Annotated in this window: 18 protein-coding genes; 6 read left to right on the top strand and 12 right to left on the bottom strand. The window is 66.0% G+C overall.

Annotated features, from left to right (window positions below):
* Positions 1–163 precede the first annotated feature (163 nt).
* Complete coding sequence (locus EV374_RS23760) at positions 164–355, bottom strand: winged helix-turn-helix transcriptional regulator (RefSeq protein WP_132238936.1); 192 nt, start codon at positions 353–355, stop codon at positions 164–166.
* Between the two features lie 62 nt (positions 356–417).
* On the opposite strand from EV374_RS23760, the gene EV374_RS33005 reads away from it, so the two are divergent.
* Positions 418–864: an SHOCT domain-containing protein gene (locus EV374_RS33005; RefSeq protein ID WP_207914484.1), complete on the top strand. Its 447-nt coding sequence runs from the start codon at positions 418–420 to the stop codon at positions 862–864.
* Positions 865–1,277: 413 nt separating this feature from the next.
* Positions 1,278–2,324, top strand: coding sequence for an ATP-binding protein (locus tag EV374_RS23750; protein WP_165947885.1), 1,047 nt, complete (start codon positions 1,278–1,280; stop codon positions 2,322–2,324).
* Between the two features lie 529 nt (positions 2,325–2,853).
* Here the strand turns inward: EV374_RS23750 and EV374_RS23745 are convergent.
* Entirely contained in the window at positions 2,854–3,774 is a 921-nt protein-coding gene (locus EV374_RS23745) for a hypothetical protein (protein WP_132238932.1), read from the bottom strand.
* A gap of 60 nt (positions 3,775–3,834) precedes the next feature.
* A complete protein-coding gene (locus EV374_RS23740) occupies positions 3,835–4,023 on the bottom strand; it encodes a hypothetical protein (RefSeq protein WP_132238930.1) in 189 nt (62 codons plus the stop codon).
* A gap of 320 nt (positions 4,024–4,343) precedes the next feature.
* On the opposite strand from EV374_RS23740, the gene EV374_RS23735 reads away from it, so the two are divergent.
* Both EV374_RS23735 and EV374_RS23730 read left to right on the top strand, forming a co-directional pair.
* On the top strand, positions 4,344–6,128 hold the full coding sequence (locus EV374_RS23735; RefSeq protein ID WP_132238928.1) for a hypothetical protein: 1,785 nt from the start codon (positions 4,344–4,346) through the stop codon (positions 6,126–6,128).
* Positions 6,129–6,356: 228 nt separating this feature from the next.
* Complete coding sequence (locus EV374_RS23730; RefSeq protein ID WP_132238926.1) at positions 6,357–6,854, top strand: DUF4839 domain-containing protein; 498 nt, start codon at positions 6,357–6,359, stop codon at positions 6,852–6,854.
* Between the two features lie 118 nt (positions 6,855–6,972).
* On the opposite strand, the gene EV374_RS23725 is transcribed toward EV374_RS23730, so the two are convergent.
* The 3 genes from EV374_RS23725 to EV374_RS23715 all read right to left on the bottom strand — a co-directional run bounded on the left by EV374_RS23725 (position 6,973) and on the right by EV374_RS23715 (position 9,247).
* Positions 6,973–7,752, bottom strand: a complete 780-nt coding sequence (locus tag EV374_RS23725; RefSeq protein WP_132238968.1) for a transposase family protein — start codon at positions 7,750–7,752, stop codon at positions 6,973–6,975.
* 336 nt (positions 7,753–8,088) lie between these two features.
* The gene (locus tag EV374_RS23720) at positions 8,089–8,310 is read right to left on the bottom strand and encodes a hypothetical protein (protein ID WP_132238924.1); all 222 of its coding nucleotides are present in this window, start codon (positions 8,308–8,310) and stop codon (positions 8,089–8,091) included.
* On the bottom strand, positions 8,261–9,247 hold the full coding sequence (locus tag EV374_RS23715; RefSeq protein WP_132238922.1) for a PIN domain-containing protein: 987 nt from the start codon (positions 9,245–9,247) through the stop codon (positions 8,261–8,263). Before EV374_RS23715 ends, EV374_RS23720 begins: the two co-directional genes overlap by 50 nt.
* Before the next feature lie 219 nt (positions 9,248–9,466).
* On the opposite strand from EV374_RS23715, the gene EV374_RS33595 reads away from it, so the two are divergent.
* Together EV374_RS33595 and EV374_RS33590 are read left to right on the top strand one after the other, a co-directional pair.
* Positions 9,467–9,886: an ATP-dependent DNA ligase gene (locus tag EV374_RS33595; protein ID WP_486485923.1), complete on the top strand. Its 420-nt coding sequence runs from the start codon at positions 9,467–9,469 to the stop codon at positions 9,884–9,886.
* A gap of 32 nt (positions 9,887–9,918) precedes the next feature.
* Positions 9,919–10,419: a hypothetical protein gene (locus EV374_RS33590; protein WP_486485922.1), complete on the top strand. Its 501-nt coding sequence runs from the start codon at positions 9,919–9,921 to the stop codon at positions 10,417–10,419.
* A gap of 104 nt (positions 10,420–10,523) precedes the next feature.
* On the opposite strand, the gene EV374_RS23705 is transcribed toward EV374_RS33590, so the two are convergent.
* The 6 genes from EV374_RS23705 to EV374_RS32730 form a co-directional block, all read right to left on the bottom strand.
* Positions 10,524–11,447: an IS3 family transposase gene (locus EV374_RS23705; RefSeq protein ID WP_132238920.1), complete on the bottom strand. Its 924-nt coding sequence runs from the start codon at positions 11,445–11,447 to the stop codon at positions 10,524–10,526.
* Positions 11,444–11,755, bottom strand: a complete 312-nt coding sequence (locus EV374_RS23700; RefSeq protein WP_165947884.1) for a transposase — start codon at positions 11,753–11,755, stop codon at positions 11,444–11,446. Before EV374_RS23700 ends, EV374_RS23705 begins: the two co-directional genes overlap by 4 nt.
* 177 nt (positions 11,756–11,932) lie before the next feature.
* Positions 11,933–12,343: a hypothetical protein gene (locus EV374_RS23695; RefSeq protein WP_132238916.1), complete on the bottom strand. Its 411-nt coding sequence runs from the start codon at positions 12,341–12,343 to the stop codon at positions 11,933–11,935.
* A 1,271-nt stretch (positions 12,344–13,614) separates the two neighbouring features.
* Positions 13,615–14,832 carry a 5-methylcytosine restriction system specificity protein McrC gene (locus tag EV374_RS23690; RefSeq protein ID WP_207914482.1) on the bottom strand — a complete coding sequence of 406 codons (1,218 nt, stop codon included), beginning with the start codon at positions 14,830–14,832 and terminating at the stop codon, positions 13,615–13,617.
* Positions 14,829–17,057 carry an AAA family ATPase gene (locus tag EV374_RS23685; protein WP_132238914.1) on the bottom strand — a complete coding sequence of 743 codons (2,229 nt, stop codon included), beginning with the start codon at positions 17,055–17,057 and terminating at the stop codon, positions 14,829–14,831. Before EV374_RS23685 ends, EV374_RS23690 begins: the two co-directional genes overlap by 4 nt.
* 41 nt (positions 17,058–17,098) lie before the next feature.
* On the bottom strand, positions 17,099–17,272 hold the full coding sequence (locus EV374_RS32730) for a hypothetical protein (RefSeq protein WP_165947883.1): 174 nt from the start codon (positions 17,270–17,272) through the stop codon (positions 17,099–17,101).
* Positions 17,273–17,349: the final 77 nt, after the last annotated feature.

Raw genomic sequence — 17,349 nt, 5'->3', positions numbered from 1 at the left:
CACACGATCCCGTTGAGCACCCGCCGGTCATCAACTCGTGGCCGACCACCGGTCACCGCCGACGGCAGATACCTCGACAGCGCTTCCCACTCGATATCAGACAACTCGTAGCGACGACCCACGCGCTACATCATCCGACACCAAGATCCTTTGAAGACACCGCCTAGTAGACGCGCACGTTGCCCGGCCGCGGTAGCTGCCGACGGCGTACGACGCCCGCATCGGTCAGCTCGCGCAGCCGGTCGGATAGTGCATCCGAACTGGCGGTCGGGAGCGCCTCCCGGAGGTCGATCGACCGGCTCTTTCGGCCACTGACCGCGCAAACAACAGCTCCTGCGCCCTCCGGTGCAGCCATCCCTCCTACAGCTTGGAGCCTGATATAAAGTTTCCTCGCAGCAAGTGAGGGGGCACCACTCAATGGCCGAGAAGCCGGTTTCGCACGGATTGGGCTTCGGTAGCGGCAGCATCCTCGAGTACCCGGATGGCAGCGTCGAGTACCGGCCGACGGGGAAGCTGCTATCCGCCTTCAGGGTCATGATGCGCGACATCTCTGGATTCTCGGTTCGCAAGGCGACCCGGGACGACAAGAAGCGACTCAAGGCTTCGTCGATGCAGCAGGTCCTGACTGTCCAAGGTTCCGGCACAACCCTCGCTGAAGTCCCGGTGAACTACGGAACGGCCGAGAAGATTGAGCAGTGGTTCCGCGCCCATCCAGACTTCGGCAAGTCGTATCAGGCGGCAGCAGCATCGCCTAAACCAGGAATTTCGGTCGCCGACGAGCTCGCCAAGTTGGCGCAGCTCCGGGACGCTGGCGTCCTGACCTCAGAGGAGTTCCTCTTTCAGAAGAAGAAGCTCTTGGGCTGATCCACGGGCCACTTCATGGTCGAGGAGAAGCCCGCCGAGATCGTCCGGTGCAGCCGTGACCTCTCGGCGCGCGGTCGAGGCTGACTCACTCCTGGCCACACCGACGGGAAGGGCCGGTTGCTCCTGTCGAGCAGCCGACCCTTCCCGCCGTCCCGTCTCGGAGGGGCAATCTGTCTATGATCACCTACTCGTGTTCGACGTCCCGGTGACCCTGCGAGCGCTCGACCCAATCGGTGAGGACCAAGTTTGGCGACGGCTGACCCTGTCCGCCGCTCGATAGCGGATTCGACTGATTCCATGGAATGACCCGAGACAAGGTCGGCCGGCGATGCCTTGACAAGTGGAACCGCCACTGCCTGGTAGGCAACCGGCAGAATAGGGCGTCCTCTCCGCCCACCCCCAAGGGAGCATGGATGGCTGCCCTTCGATCCCGCCGGCTGGAATCCGTCCTCGGCGCACCGCTCGACGAGCTGAAAGCCAAGCACCTGCACAGTCTCATCGCTGTTGGCGTCCAAGAGGCCTTTGATCTGGACTTCAAGCAGGCGCTGTACGGCAACAGTGACAGGGACCGCCGCTCCCTCGCCGGCGACGTCGCTGCCCTAGCCAACACCGGCGGCGGTGTCATCCTGCTCGGCGTCGAAGAGGACGACCAGGCTCGGGCCACCGCCGCCCCTGGCGTTGATATCACCGATGCAGAGGTTGCGCGTATGCGCCAGGTCGTTGCCTCGCTGGTTGCTCCCATGCCGGTGTTCGACATTCTCTCCGTCGTTGACCCCGGGGCTGGCACGGGAACCGACGGCACCGTGCGCGGCTTTATCGTCGTTGCCGTACCGCGGAGCTCTGCGGCGCCGCACGCCGTGCTGATTAACGATGCACTGCGTTTCCCCGCCCGCAACGGCGCCACCACCCGCTATCTGTCTGAGCCGGAGGTCGCAACGGCGTACCGTAACCGGTTCGCCAGCGCACAGCGCCAGGCCGAGCGCGTCGAGGAGATCGAGCAGGAGGCCATCGGCCGGCTCGCAATCGACGACAGGTATGGCTGGTTGATTGTGTCGCTCGTCCCGGACCTGCCCGGGGACCTGCGGCTCAGCGAAGAGGCCTTCCGAGCCTTTGAGATGGAGGTCCGCACGGGTCGTCTCACGATTACCGGCGAGGGCCACAGCATCTACCGCACTCGAGTTGGGCGCCGGCGCCTGCTCGCCGACGGCACAGGCAACTACCAGCCGGAAGCCCGGTGGATCTCCCTGGAGCTGCACACCGACGGCTCCGGAGTCTTCGCGATGGCGGTGGGCGACCTGAACAACAGGGACGGCCGGGCGGCTCCCGCCGACACCGATTCCACCGGAACCTTGAAGTACCAGGTGCTCGCCGACGAAGGTATCGCCGCAGGGATCCTTCCGGACTGCTGCACCTGGGACGCCACGCCCGCGATCGTGCCGCTGCCGGCGGCACCGCGCTGATTCGCGCCCAGCTGGCACCGGTTGACGCCGAGCATCCCACCACTGTCGGGCACACGCGCGGCTATGGCTTCCCTGAGTCCCGCACCGGGGAGCGATACCAGATCCAGGTCGATCCGGCGGAGGCGGCGGCCGCCCTCGACGACCTGGGACAGCCAGGCCCCGCGCTGATCAGTGCCGCCGCGCTCCTGCTTGACGAGCTCGGACAGGCCTTCGGGGTCACGGAGATGGGACAGCTGACCCGAGACGGTCGCATCCGGCGCTTGTACTGGAGCCATACTGGAGGCGGCGGGCGTCAATCTCAGGTTGTGCAGTGGGCCACGGACAACGGCATCGAGGTCACGGATGAATCGATCTGACTCCCGCCATGCCCTGGGCCGGGACCACCCGTCATGGTCCCGGCCCGCTTTTCGCTCATCCAAATCAGAGAGTCATGCTCGGCCGCATCCTGTGGAATCCGGCCGAGCCTGCTGCTGCTCTCCTACGCGCCCCGTAGCGGGAAGCGGAATGCAGTCAAGACGCGCCCGAGCCGTCAGACCAGCCAGCTCTTGATGGCGTTCAAGCGGCGTCCAACGTTGTGTTCCCAGCTCCAGCTGGCCAGTTCGCGCGGACCACTACCCATGCCGCCGGAGCAGAGCCGCTCCTGCAGCTGTCCGAACGCAACCACGGCCAGCTCGACGTTACCGACCAGCTGGCGCGGTGTGATGGTCATGACCGAAGTCGCGCCACTGGCCGGCGGATCGAGACGACGGCTCAGAATCCCGGTCATCTCCCCGTGGGCAACTGCGGAGTACAGCGAGTAGACGATTTCGTGACCGCCTCGAACCTTGCCGGCCAGAAGCGCCGTGACCTGGTCGGTCTTGCTCGGCAGTCGTTCCTCGGCGATGAGCCGGCGGGGTTTCTTGACGTGACCCAGCCCCAGGTCGTCCACCCTCCTGAGGATCGAGTCGAGATGCGCCTGTGCGCTGGCAGCGTCCTGGGTTGTGCCGACCTTCTTGGCGTTCTCGACCGCTCTCCCGGCCGCGTCCCAGAGAACGAGGTACGTACGGGCAACCCGCTGACGCACGGTGATCTGCGGATCCACGAGCCAGAAGGCAAACCCGGCACTCTCAAGGACCGACCTGGCCAGCACTTCCTGGCCGTACATGGGCAGGGGCGGGAAGGGTGGCTCCAGAAGCTTACGAATGCTGGTCAGATAGTCATCGATCACGATCATGCTGAGACGCGCCATCTCGAAGGCCATCGTGGGCTCCTGCGACCCCCATGGCGCACCGTGCACGTCGACCTCGGTGTTCGTCAGGTCCGCGCCGAACGTCGAGGTCGCCCGGGGAATCCAGAACGATGGGTCGAGTCGCCGCCTGGCTGCCCGGCCGGTGAGGTCGAGCGTTTCCCTCAGCACCGCCAGCAACCGGTCAGTGGTCTGCTCCGTTGTCTGCCCGGCCAACGCACTCATCAAGTGCAACTTAATTGGCAGACAGAAACCCTGCAATGCCTCAGACACGCTGGCAGTGGCTCAGCTCGACTGGCAGACGACACGGGCGTCCTCGGGCGGGCCGAGTTGCGCGAGAACCTCCGGCGGCGCTGGCTCGACGGGCAGGGGTCGAGATTCGCTGTGCTTGTCGATCTCGGCGATCAGGTCTGGCGCGAGACCGGGCTCGGCGCCCCGGACGACGTCGCCCAGCTCCACCCTCGTGTCGCCCACCTCGAACAGGAAGTTCTCGATCCTCAGCGAGATCTACATGAACACGACGAAGAACTCGATGCTGCCCGAGCCGCGAACCGCACCCTGCTCGCACAGGCGAACCATGTCGGTTGCCACTGAAGGTTTCAGTAGCCCTTCCCCCAAGTAGCCCTGGCTGTCCATAACGACCCCACCCGGCGCGACGCAGCTGCGCAACAGCTGGCCGTTCTCGACGGGCGTGGCGGGTTCGGGGCCCGATGGGAGCTACTGCCGTGTGGCCATCAACACCGCCCAGTAACTTATTTGTCCGGGTCGCTGGTCGCGCACTAAAATGTCCGGCCATGGGTGGCCTCTGGGTGCCCGGGCGCCCCCTGAAGGCCCGGAGTCCATGGTCGTTGCTGGGCCGTCCCTACTGCACCGGTGCCGAGGTCTTCGGTGCGATGACGGACCGCTCCTCTCGCGAGTTGCTCTGGGAACGAGTGCCCCTGGGCCAAGCCCTGTCGTTGCTGAGCGCCATGTTGCGTGATCTTGACCTTGAGGATGCCCCGGAGGCGGAGGTTGAACACGGGTGGGCGGCGCAGCTCCCCGGCGAGGCCGCATGGCGGGCACGTGCCGCGATTGCGAGGGGGCGACGTTTACTGCCGCCACAGCACTTACTGGTTGCGGTTAAGGAAGCCCTGACCTTCTGTCCCCCCGGGCAGGCGCGCGGCGACCTTAGTGATCTTGATGTGGTGCTGCAGGCGGCGCTGAGCATCGCCGACGAGCTGAGCCAAGTTCGCGAGACCAACGAGCCGCAGTGGGGCGGGCTCAGGGCGACTCTGGCTGCGGAGCTGCTGGCCAACCAGTACTTCAACGTGACCGCCCGCCCGGCGCCGCTGATGGCGCGGACCCAGGTGACCTGGCGTGAGGGGTGGTCCCCGGCTGTCGGCGAGAAGGAGCGGGTACGGGCCGGCGGGCAGCCGGCGGAGCTGTTCGCCGAGGCGACCGGGTGCGCGCTGGACGCGTTCCTCGGCGTGGCCACTCACCTGTGGGTGCAGGCATACATGCACAAGCACCTGCGCTTCCCACCGGAGTTCTTCGACCGCCTCGGTATTGACCCGGCGGCTATCGGCCTGTTCCTCGACGCCTCCTCGGTGCCCCTGGCCGACCTGCAACAGCGGGTGGCGCGACAGCCGCCTGCCACGGAGCAGCCGTGGGAGTTCAACGAACTTCGTCGCCGGCCCATCGTCCGGCTGCCCGATGGATCGGTGCAAGTCATCCGGATCGGCTTCGTGCTGGAGCGAGCCTTCGGGCAGGTACCCGAGTTCGATGTTGCCGACCACCTTCGAAAGATCGACGGCGGCACCGATCAGAGGATCATGGGCGGACGCGAGGAGGCGTTCAGGTCCTGTCTCAACTTCCAGTTCGAGTACAGCGTCGGGGAGCTTCTGCGGCGCATCTTTCCCGCGAAGGGCCACTTCAAGCGGGTGTACTCCGAGAGCGACATGTGGCACGCCTGGAAGACGAAGAAGGCTACGCCCAAGGTGTGCGACTGGGTCGTGGACTGCGGCGACGTGTGGATCTGCCTGGACGCGAACAACCGGCGACTCTCCCAACGCGTGGTCGGCGGTCACGCGGACGTTTCCGAGCTGGACAAGGAACTGGGGGCCGTCCTTGCCGGAAACAAGGCCCAGCAGATGGCATCCACCATCCGGCATCTCACCGAGTCTCTCCCACAGCTCACCGGCCGGAACCTAGTTCCTGGCACCCGCTTTGTCCCTTTGATCGTCACCCCGGACGACGGGCTGCCGTGGAACCCGGCGGTCCACCGCCGGGTTCAGGAGGTGTTGACCGCGAACGGGGCGCTGCAGACCAGACGGGCGACGGCGTTGGGAGTCATCTCCCTCCACGACCTCGGTCTGGTCGAGCACGCAGCCGACAACGGCCGGGACGCGGGTAACCTGCTGGCCACCTGGAGAGCCCAGCAGCCCGAGGTCGCTCTCCAGCACTTCATGCACGGACGGAACGAGGAGCTGCACAGGCCGCAGTGGGTGACGGAAACCTTCTCGGCGCTCGTGGACGAACTCGTGGAGCAGCAGACCAGCTACCTGGACAATGGCACGACCTCCCAGGCCACGGCGGACTGACGCCCGGCGCCGCAGGGTCGAGGTTCGCCGAATACAACACCGCCGTACGGTGGCTCACCTGCGGATAAGTAGTCCGGCTTCGACGCGGGCAGCCTGACCATATGACGCCGGTGCACCGGCCGGACTGGCGAGGTAGAGCGGCACGGCGTACCCGATCGGAAGGACGGCCCCGGACCATGCGGCGTTTCATGGTGGCCGGCTGGGCACCAGCTGGCATGCTTCGGCCGCATGAGGAAGATGGCCGCCCTGGTTGTACCCGTGCTCGCACTGCTCGTCGGCTGCGAGGTTCCGGAAGCCGAACCTACGGACGCGGGAACGGAGAAGGCGAAGGCGCCGACGACAATCACGGTCGAGAACAACCCCGACTTTGCAGCGCTTCTGGCGGGCCCGCCGCATGGGAAGACGGTTGAAGCGGCCGTTGAGAAGTTCCAGGCGAAGACAGTCGAGTTCGACGGGTTCGTTTCTGACATCTACATCAACCCGCGCGAGCACAACGGCGCATCAACCATCGACGTGATGGCGGGCGATGCGTTGGACGAGAAGCACACCGGCCCCGTCTTCCAATTGAGTTGGTACGGCCACGAGGACCCGATGGACAAGTTGGCGAAGGGCACCAACGTGCATGTGAAGGCCCTGGCCGGAGTCATGTACGAGTTCGAGCCGTTCCAGTACTACCTGATTGACGAGGACCCGAACGACTCGGAGTCCCCGCTCACCGCGAGGTGAGATCCGGCCGCGCGTAGACGGCAAGAGGCCCGGCCCTCGAAGGGACCGGGCCTCGATGCTTCTCGCTAAAGGACGTCTCGTAACTCGGTGAAGGGGTTGCCCGGCAACGGTGCTGGTGTCACCCGGCGAGGATGATGTTGTGGAGGTAGGCGATGCCGGATGCGGTGTCGGTCAATGTGTGGGCGGCGCGGCGGTAGTCGCGCAGGATCTTGAAGCACCTCATGCGGGCCAGGGCGTGTTCGACCTGCGCTCGGACGGTGCGGTGTTGCTTGTTCAGGTCCGTTTTCCATTCGGGTAGTCCGCTGCCGTCGGCGGGTTTGCGGTACGGGATGATCACGTCGGGGTTGCCGCGGTAGGCGCCGTCGGCCATGACGGGCCGCCCGTCGAGTTTCTGGTCTATGCCGCTGGTGCGGTAGACGATGGTGTCGTTGCGGTTGCCGGGTTGCGGATCGCCGAGGGCCACGACGAGGCGGGTGTGGGCGTCGATGGCGACCTGCAGATTCGTGCTGTAGCGGTAGTTCTTGCTCGGGGCGGCCAGGCGGTGGTCCCGGGTCGGGATGAGGGTGCCGTCGACGATGGTGATCTGGTCGATCCGGCGCCGTCGCCCCGGGGCCAGGGCGAGCAGGGGGCCGACGGTGTCGATGACCCGGTGCGCGGCGGAGTGCGATACCCCGAACAGCGGGCCGATCTGTCGCATGGTCAGGTTCGTGCGCCAGTACGCCGCGACCAGCAACACCCGATCGGCGAGGTCGAGAGCCCACTGCCGGCCGGGTCGACCGTCAGCGATCGCATCACCGCCACGCTCGGCGACCAACCTGATGAGACGGCGGAACTGGGCGGGCTGCAGTCCGGTGAACGGAAAGATCCACTCCGGGCGGGCCGCCGAGATCACCTGCACCCCGACATGATCCACCATGGACCGACCAGCGAGTTACGAGACGTCCTTTAGGCGTCGGGCTGATCGAGGGCGTCCTGCAGCATTCGACGGAGCACGTCGCGGTAGGTCACGGCGTACCCCTGTCCGCACCGGTCGAGCCCTCACGCCCACCACGTCGGAATTATGCTCGGCAGCGCACGAGTCGCCCTCGTCATTCTTCTGACGGTGGCCAGACAAACCCTTCCGGCAACTGCGCCCCGGACAGGTCCGCGCCCTCCAACTGCGCCCCCGGTCAGGAACGCGCCCTCCAGCCGCGCCCCGAGCAGGTCTGCGCCCTCCAACGTTGTCGCACACCATTCAGTACAGCGGATTGATGCACTGCGTGAGTGACTCGCGTGGGTCGGCGTGGGTCAGCACCCGCACCGCACGTCGGATCTCGTCCAGCTGCGGTCCCCGAGCGTGCCGCAGCTGGACGCCGACCCGACGGGCGGTGGCCACCTCGAAGGCGACCACCGCCAGCGGGCCGATCTCAGCTGGCGGCTCCTGCGGGGCCGCGTTCGTCTCGCCGCTCTCCATCATCGGCCTCTCCCCCATGGCGTCGCCGCGCCTGCCTCTTTTTGTCCTTCGGCGGCTGCTCCAGCCAGTGGACCTGGAGCCCGGCGGCTCGGCCCCGCATCGCCATGCCCGTGTCGTAGGTGAGCAGTCTGACCTGCTTGCCAGCGAGGGTTTTGATCGCGAGAGCGCGGCTGACGATCTCGTCGTCGTTGTTCGGCAGCCGAACGTGGCCAGGAGGGTCAAGGACGACCTCGATGGTGACTTGGCCTCGTGCCGTCTCGATGTTGCTCATGTCCTTCTCCCGCATCAGGCCGCCCTGCTGGCTGATGCGGTCGATGTAGGAAAGCGAGTAAGCGGCCTTCCACCCGTTCCAGCCGGACCGCTTGCCCTTGTCGAGTTCGTCGACGACCACGAGCGGCACCAAGATGTGGATCGGCTCGAACCCGCCATACAGCAGGGCGGCGACGTCGAGATCCTCCAGCTGCTGCGGGTGCTCCATATAGATGTTGGTGTCGAGCACCGCCAGGATGCCGTCGCGGTCGAACCGCTGCATCTCGCCTTGCAGCGCGTCGCGGGCGGTGCTGAGCGCCTCAATCTGCTCGTCTATGAGCATCCCCAGCAGGCCGTTAAGCTGGCGCTCCCCGCCGGCGGCAGTATGATGGATGTAGCCCTCTTGGCCGTATCGGTCGTTGGCAACCGCGCGGTTGAAATCTCGCAGCGCTCCTGCCGAGGTCAGCACCACCTCATAGTTTCTGGGGGGCAGGAAGTGCTCCAGATCGTCCGGGTGGATCTGGCGCCGGAGCATCCGCCGTGCCTCGTGGGTCCATTCGAGGTACCGGTTGGCGCGATCAACGGCGGAGACAGGCCCTGCGGCCTGCACGCTGTTGAGCGACTGCTGGAGGCTGTTCAGCGTGGCGTGCAGGTGCTCACGGTTCACGCCGGGGATGGGGGTGATCAGCACGGTGGGATCCTCCCCCCACGGCCGGCCCCAGCGCCAGCACTACGCAGCCGCGGACCCATTCGTCATGACGGATCTTCGCCCCGAACGGCGGTGACTCGCCCACGATGATTCGGGGGGCGAGGAGATGAGGAAAGCTCACAGCCCGCGTGAGCGGTGAGTGCGGTTCCGCGCCGGGCCGGGGCGAGGGCCGAGCCGGTGCTCCGGCGGCCGGTGGCGCCGATGCTCGCGGCGCCGGTCGACGCGGTACCCGAGGGCCCAGGGCTGGTGCACGAGCCGAAGTGGGATGGGTGGAGGTGCATCGCCTTCCGCGAGGACCACGGTGTGTACCTACAGTCGCGGGCCGGACTGAACCTGACCACCTACTTCCCGGACATCACCCGAACCGTCCGGACGCTCCCGCCCGGCGTGGTGCTGGACGGGGAGCTGGTCGTGTGGGAACGCGGCCGGACGAACTTCGCCCAGTTGCAACGGCGAGTCACCGCCAGCCGTGGTCTCCTCCGCCTGACCCGCGACTGCCCCGCCCACTACGTGCTGTTCGATCTGCTCGCCGACGTCGGTGGGCTGGTGATCATCGACCTGCCGCTGTCGGAGCGTCGGGCTCGGCTGGAGCGGCTGCTCGTCGACGCGCCACGCAACTGACTCTCACCTCGCAGACGGCCGACATGCGGCAGGTGTCGGACTGGCTGATGCACTGGACTGTCGCCGCCGGCATCGAGGGCGTGGTGACCAAGCAGCTCGGCAGCCGGTACCAGCCAGGCCGGCGGGGCTGGCGGAAATTCCGCACCCGAATCACTACGGAAGCGATCATCGGCGGCGTAACAGGCAGCCTCCGCAACCCGGACACGCTGCTGCTGGGCCGGTTCGACCGGCGAGGCCGGCTTCGATACACCGGCCGCACCCATCCGCTGGACGCCTACCAGCGGCAGGAACTCACGACGCTGCTGTCTCCGCTGCGGCCTTTGCAGCAGCGCCGCGCCGCAGTGGTGCACCCGTGGCCGGAGCCGCTGCCGGCATCGTGGTCGGGGCAGTTGGATCGGGCCGGACCCGCTGCGGTACGTGCAGGTCGAGCCGACGGTGGTGGTGGAGATCGAGGCGGACGTGGCCTTCGAGCACCAAAGGTGGCGCCACCGAGTCAAAGCCATGCGTGCGCGGCCGGGCATGTCGGTGTATGAGCTTCCCCCGGTTTCCCGGACAAAGTGTCCGGCCGATAGGGGTCACTTCAGGGTAGCCGCGACTGGGTTCCGTTTGAGTTCCCCCCGCTTTGATGGAGCGGTGGTTACCTGCTGCCGGCTGGTGCAGGGGTGACGATAGGTAGTTCGGCTGGTTGCGTCTGGCGGGTGTGCCAGGCGGTCTCGTACTCGTTCGGGCTGAGGTAGCCCAGTTCCTTCTGGATGCGGCGGGTGTTGTACCAGCCGTCGATGTAGGCGAAGATCGCGTTCTCGGCCTCGTCGCGGGTCCGCCAGGACGTGCGGTAGACAAGTTCGATCTTCAGCGTCGACCAGAAGTTCTCCATCAGCGCGTTGTCGTAGGAGTCGCCGACGGAACCCATTGACGGCAGGATCCCGTTGTCCTGTAAGCGTTCCGCGAAGCGAAACGACGTGTAGTTCGACCCGCGGTCGCTGTGGTGGATCAACTGGCCGTCGCGGACGTCACGCGACCAGATGCCGTATTCGAGGGCGGCGAGGATCAGGTCGGTGTCGCAGCGGTCCGAGGTTTTCCACCCCACGATTCGGCGGGAGAACACATCCCGGACCGCGGCGAGCCAGAACACGCCCTCACCGCACGGAATCCGGGTGGCGTCGGCGACCCACAGCCGGTTCGGCCCATCGGCGGTGAACTGCCGGTTGACCAGATCCGGTGCCGGCGTGTGCCGTGGGTCCTGCCGGGAGCCGCCGCGCCAGCCTCGACGCAGGAACGCCCCCTGCCAGCCCTGCTCGGCCATCAGCCGCTCGACCCGCTTACGGCCCACATGGATGCCGTCACGGCGCAACTGCCGATGCACCCGGTCCGCGCCGTAGGTGCGCCCAGAGGTCTCCCAGATCTCGTGGATGTTGGAGATCAGCCCCAGGTCGACCACGTCCCGGTCACAGGGCTGCTCGGCCTGCTTCACCCACGCGTAGTAGGTCGAGGCGCCGATGTTCAGGACCCGTAGCAGGAGCGCGACCGCGAACTGCTCACGATGTTCGTGGATGAACCTCATGACCGTCGCCGGGTCGGGTCGAGCTCCACCGCGAAATACGCGCTCGCAGCCTTCAAGATCTCGTTCGCCCGGCGCAGCTCGGTGACTTCCTTGCGCAGCCGGCGGTTCTCCTCGGCCATCTCGCTGGTCGGCCGGTCGTGACGCTCACCCTCGTCGGCCTCGGCTTGGCGGATCCAGTTCCTGAGCGCCTCGTGATGCACGCCGAGCTGCTCGGCCAGGCGCCGGATGACGGGCTTCGGGTCCGACTCGCGGTACAGGCGCACAGCGCGCTGACGTAGCTCATCGGGGTACTTCTTCGGTGCTGCCACGGACGACTTCCTCCTCACGGCCATCAGACCATGATCAAGAAGCTCCATGAAAGCGGGGGTAGCTCAGTTCGCTGTGTGGATGACTAGGCGGTCGCCGTGGGTCGCGTCCTCGAGGCGGTGTCCCCAAAACGGGTCGGCACCGACTGCACGCTTGGGTGTCGTGAGCCGGGACAAGTGTCAGGTACGCGAGCGGGTGACCTTCTGCAGGTGGTTACGCATCATTGACAGATCGCTGAGGTGCATACGTACCAGCCAGGGATCTTTGTCGCCGTACCGGTAGGGCTCGTAGCGGTACACCCGCTCGCTGGGCCGAACCGGACTTCTACGCAGCTCCTTGGTGGCCTTCAGGTCCATCGTCACATCGAGCCACCAACGACGGCTCGACCGGTATGGACTGGATGCGGCGTGGGCCAGGCCCGAGGCTCGGCGGAATGTGCGCTCGAAGACCCACAGCTCGTCGCCCTCACCGACAGGGTCATGGTTGTCAAGACCGATGCTCATGGTTTCGTAGCGGATGAACAGGTCCAGGCTTACCTCCTCGCCGTCGAAGAGGTCTGTGTCGTGGTGATCGATCACCAGCCACCACACCGGCTCAGCCTGCCGACAACAGGTAGTCCCGTCAACAAGTTCGAGGTCGCATGCATCTGCCCCTAGCGTAAATCATTCTGGCGAAACACCTCAAACGGGTTATTAGCGACAGAACTCTCATGCCACCGATCGGGCCGCGACTAATACTCGCAAGAAATAGCAAATCGGACGCCACCGCGATCCAAACCGAACAGAGTTACCACTGGCCCAGACGGCAGTCCGCGAGCTGTCGGCATGGCCGCCGGCAGGCGAGGCCGAGTCAGCGGGATCCGCCCGCGATGGCGCAGCAGAGGGCATGCTGTTATGAACAGCGGCACTGTCCCATGCTCGATACAGCTACCCCGCAGGACGGGCAGATGTCCGCGCGAGATTGCGGCGAAGCAGTTGCACCTTTGGCTCTGTGCTCCGACTTCGCAGCCCTGCCCTTCCAGGCTGCCGTTCGAGAGGGTTTGCGGTCCGGGCTTGGCGCGGACATGAACGATTGCAGCACCTTGCGGACGTCATCCTCGGTGAACATGGTCCACCCGTGTCCGTGTAAGAGCCTCGTCATCGCCTGAACGCTGAGATCTGGCGCCTTGGTCCACCGATTGCGCACTGCGACTACGAAGTCGCTCATTCGGCCGCTTGTGGCGGGTTGACCTACGGGTACAGGGAGGTTGCCGGCTTGCCTGGCCTGGTTTCCTCTGTTGTGACGCTCGCCGGGTGTCGGGGCAGGATCCCGTCGCAGGGCCTTGCGCACATCCGATTGCTTGACGCTCGTAAACCCCAGGCCATGGAGCCGCCGCGTGAGAGCTTTGTCGCCCATTTTGGGATGTTTCGCGCGCAGTGCATGTACGGCGTTGACGACTTCTTGGAAGTATGGCCGAGCGGCACGACTCGCGGGTCGTGGCACCGGTCGCGCCTCGCGGCTCGTCCTTGACTTACGACCCGTTGAGCGCCGTTGCGGCGGAATGCGGGGTTCCTCGCGTGGCAGTCGGTCCAGCCACGAGTCTCGGTTGCGATCGGGGTGGTCATCGTTCTCCCAGTCGTGGCCGTGGCTGTCCGAGTACCGTCCTTCGGCGTCGGCGTACCAATCGCCAATGCTCGTCGCCACGATTCCGCCTTCCGTGCCCCGCGGTGCCTGCTGTCTTCGCAGTAGGCATGACCTACCGTCGATCGTCTGATGTCACATTCTTCGCCGGCCGGAGCCACCGCGAAAGGGCCCAGGCTTACCCGGCTACAGAACGGCCAGGGGTGGTTTCTGCGAGGAGGGCTGGGCGCAGCACATACGGCTATCTAGCGGCGCCACCTTCGGCCTCGGTGTACATCGAGGCTGCGATTGCCTCGGCGATGCGACCGACCTGCTCGTGTAGTTCTGTGAGAGGAGCCGCCAGGTCGAGACCGTGCACGATGATCTGTATCCCGCTTCCCTGAAGGTGGTACGTCACTGGTTCTGTTCCTGCCGACGCGTAGACGAGGTGGCCGCGGGTCAGTTCGAGCGTGGTGCAGTAGGCGAGCATTTGGTAGATGTCGTCGTGGGGTGGAGTGTTGCCGGCTGCCTTGTATTTGGCGTCGATGACGGCCAGGCAACGGTGCCCGTCCCACCAGGTGATGTCTGGTCGCACCAGGGGTAGCTGGTGGTCGGTGTCGAGGTGCATCTGGTGCTGGCCGGTGACGGTTCCGCCGTAGCGTGTCTCGACTGCGTGCCGTAAGGCTGTGGTCAACCAGTCTTCGAAGACGGTGTTGAGGTCGAAGACGAAGCCTGCCGCGAGGGTTGAGCCGTGGGCGTGTTCGATGCTGACGCCGGCCAGGATCAGGCGGGCGAGTCGCAGGGCCGGTTGGTAGCGGTTGTTGAACCGGTTGGGCACGGTCTTGGGTATGGGGGCGCCCGTCGTGAGGGGTGTGACGTCGGCGAGTGCGGACGCGATGCGGTGCAGGGCGTTGCGGGTGGCCGGTGGGACGCCGGGTAGGCGGTGCAGGCGGCGTACGGCCGACAGCAGGATCTGGTTTTCTGGTGTGTCCGGGTTGTAGTCGTCGTAGCGCACTTCCACCGGTAGGGCCAGTCCTGGCCGCGCGCGCAGTTGGTCTGCCTCTCGGAGCCTGCCGCGCACCAGCGGCAATGCTTCCTCGACGGTTCGGTATCCCTGTAACAGGCCTGGGGCGAGTGCCTGGGAGGTGGCGGTGGCGAAGGCGACTGCCATCGCGGGCACGAGGTCGTGTTCAGGGGTCAGGCTGACGGGCTCGGTGCGCCAGCCGCGTGGGTCGCGGGCGTAGCCGAGCAGCCAGAGCAGCCGAGTGATGCCGATCTTCGGCCGTACGTGCAGCTCGACATATTCGTCGTCGGCGATGATGCGGGCGGCGCCGACCATGGAGCCGGATCGCAGCCGGAGTTGCCCGTCGAGGGTGAGTGAGGTGTTGACGAGCTTGGTCGCTGCCATCGCTCGGGCGACGTCCGGTGTCTTCAGCTCATACTCGTCTGTCTGGTGCTCGCGTAGGCTGATCAGCCTCACTGTGCTGCGTCTCCGGCATGTTCGCGGGGTGCCGGCACCGGGGTGGGGGCGGCGGCCTGCTTCAGGCGTTTGCGTAGTGCGTCGAGGCCGTAGCGGAGGTTGATGTCGATCCCGTCGCCGAGGTGGCGTTCCTCGAGCAAGGGCATGATGGCGTTCTTCCAGATCCTGGCGAGCCCCTTGTCGGTGGCTGCCTGGGTTGTCATCAGGTAGGACGGGCCGACGGCGGCGTCGCGGTCGCCGATGACGCGGTTGAGCTCGTCGAGTAGGTCCGCACGGTCGGCAGGGAGGTCGTGCTTCTTCAGCCACTCGCGGAGCAGTCCGTCAAGGGGTGTCTCGCCGGGGAACAGCGGTTGAAAGTAGAACCGGCGGCGCATGGCGGCGTCCACGAGTGCGATAGATCGGTCGGCGGTGTTCATGGTGCCGATGAGGTAGACGTTCGGTGGGAGTTCGAAGTCTTCGGTGGGTGAGTACTGCAGTTGGATGCTGCGGTTGCGGTACTCGAGCAGGAAGTACAGCTCCCCGAAGACCTTGGCGAGGTTGGCCCGGTTGATCTCGTCGATGATCAGGATGTAGGCCTGGGACGGGTCGTCCTTCGCGTCGGACACCAGTTGCTTGAAGGGTCCAGGCTCGAGTGCGAAGCCGACCCCACCGTCGGCGGTGGCCCGGGGGCGGAAGCCTTCGAAGAAGTCCTCGTACGAGTACGAGGGGTGGAACTGGACGAGCCGGTAGGCGTTGTCGGCCTGCCCGGTGAGGTACTGGGCCAGCGCCTGCGCGAGGTAGGTTTTGCCGGTGCCGGGCGGGCCGTACAGCACTATCTGCTTCTTTTCCCGCAACAGATCGATTGTCTCGCTGAGCCACTCACGATCGATGAGCAGCTCGTCGGCCAGCTCGGCGGTGGGCTCGGGCAGCTCCGCCTCGGCCACCTCGAGTTGGTCGTTGACGTCCTCCGCTCCGGGCTGGTCGTCGAGTTCGGCGAGGGCCGCGAACTCGGCGACGTAGCCTCCGAGGTCCGTTACGGTCAGCTGACCGGACAGCTTGCTCCGCGCCTCGGCGGAGAGCTCGTTTCGGGTGACTGGTGCGTCGGGATTCGCCCAGGCAACTGTCCGGCGGCGGTTCGACAGGTCGTCAGGCGTTTCTACCCAGGTGGCGGGGCCGGTGATGGTGCCGACATACACCTTGGGCCCGTCGACGGTGACGACGATGTCGCCCTTGCCCATCCGATTGAGGAACCGGTCGAGCACCCCCACGTGAAGACCACGCTGGGACGGTGAGAAGTCGGGTAGCGATTCCCGTAGCTGCTGGTCCAGTTCCGCCTTCGACAGGCCGGGCTTGAGGTCTGGCAATCCAGGGTAGGCGAGGGAGCAGAACCCTTCGGTGAGCCATTGGCCGATCAGGTTGTGTCCGTGCACCTTCGCGCCGCGCACCAGCCATCCGCGCGGTCCCTTGCCTTCGCTGGCAGGCCCGGTCTGCTGCCGCCACCGGTCGACCCAGGGTGGTTGATAGAAATGAACCGGCGTGCCGGCCTTGGCCGTAAGCACCGTCCGCAGCTCCGCCAGGTCCCGATCAATGTCGCCGGTCCGATGCGGCAGTTCGTCAGCGAACGCATCCACGATCAGCTTCTTGTGCCGCCGGGAGGCGACCGGTGGGAAGGTCTCGGGAAACGCGAGGTTCAGCAGGATGTTGCGTTGGCTGTAGGCGCTGTTGATCGGGAGCCTGTCCAGGATGTCCTTGAAGGCCCACGGGTCGTGCAGTGCCGCCTGCTGATGGTCGGCTGGCAGGCGCTTCCACGCCTTCACGAGCCGCACGAGCCACGCGATCTGCCGGTCCCGCTGCGTCATGTAGGCGGCGCCCGCCCGGACTACGCCGGCATCGAGAACCCTGTTGAGGTCCGCGGGGATCTCGACCGGCTCGGGCAGCAAGGACAGCGCCCCGTTGATCACGGCGCGTTTCGCGGCACCGCCGATGTCACGTGGCAGGAGCAGATGCAGGTAGATCAACTCGCCCATGAGCTGCACCGCCGTGGGCGGTGCTTGGCCAAGCTGCCCTTGTAGCTTCTTGACGAAGCTGCCCCTGCCCACGTCCGGTTGCCGGACAAACCTGTCATAGAGCTGGTCTGCAGCCTCCGCTGTCCACACAGCGCGGCCAGGGGTGAAGGCCGAGCCGTTGCCGGTCAGACCGGCGTCGATCACCCTGCGGGCAGCGGCGTAAACAGCATCCTCGTTCACGGCACTCCTTCTGGCTTTTGAGACGGCCGGCGGACATCTGGCTAGCAACACCTTAGGCACTCAGCTAGGGAAGTCACGTTTATGAGCGAAGCGATGCGCTTGTTGGGCGCCTCCACTTCGGCGATCCCGAGCATCCCCAGCAACTGGGTGATCTCGGTGTTGCTCAGCCCTGGCCAGTCGGTGCTGGCCAGGACGTCGGCGATCGCCTTGATCACGTCCGGTGACCACGGTATGTCGCCGCACCTAGTTTTCCCGGGCACGGGCACGGGAACGTGGTTGCTTCCGCCACCGC

The sequence above is a fragment of the Micromonospora sp. CNZ303 genome (genome assembly GCF_004345505.1).
The sequence above is the reverse complement of the archived record's forward strand: the minus strand, read 5'-3'. Positions and strand labels throughout refer to the sequence as shown.

What these genes read in the sequence shown, in the direction of transcription:
- EV374_RS33595 (WP_486485923.1), top strand. Translation starts at nt 9,467, where the DNA reads ATGCTCGCGGCGCCGGTCGACGCGGTACCCGAGGGCCCAGGGCTGGTG.
- EV374_RS33005 (WP_207914484.1), top strand. Translation starts at nt 418, where the DNA reads ATGGCCGAGAAGCCGGTTTCGCACGGATTGGGCTTCGGTAGCGGCAGC.
- EV374_RS23745 (WP_132238932.1), bottom strand. Translation starts at nt 3,774, where the DNA reads ATGAGTGCGTTGGCCGGGCAGACAACGGAGCAGACCACTGACCGGTTG.
- EV374_RS23760 (WP_132238936.1), bottom strand. Translation starts at nt 355, where the DNA reads ATGGCTGCACCGGAGGGCGCAGGAGCTGTTGTTTGCGCGGTCAGTGGC.
- EV374_RS23750 (WP_165947885.1), top strand. Translation starts at nt 1,278, where the DNA reads ATGGCTGCCCTTCGATCCCGCCGGCTGGAATCCGTCCTCGGCGCACCG.
- EV374_RS23705 (WP_132238920.1), bottom strand. Translation starts at nt 11,447, where the DNA reads ATGAGGTTCATCCACGAACATCGTGAGCAGTTCGCGGTCGCGCTCCTG.
- EV374_RS23735 (WP_132238928.1), top strand. Translation starts at nt 4,344, where the DNA reads ATGGGTGGCCTCTGGGTGCCCGGGCGCCCCCTGAAGGCCCGGAGTCCA.
- EV374_RS23720 (WP_132238924.1), bottom strand. Translation starts at nt 8,310, where the DNA reads ATGATGGAGAGCGGCGAGACGAACGCGGCCCCGCAGGAGCCGCCAGCT.
- EV374_RS23730 (WP_132238926.1), top strand. Translation starts at nt 6,357, where the DNA reads ATGAGGAAGATGGCCGCCCTGGTTGTACCCGTGCTCGCACTGCTCGTC.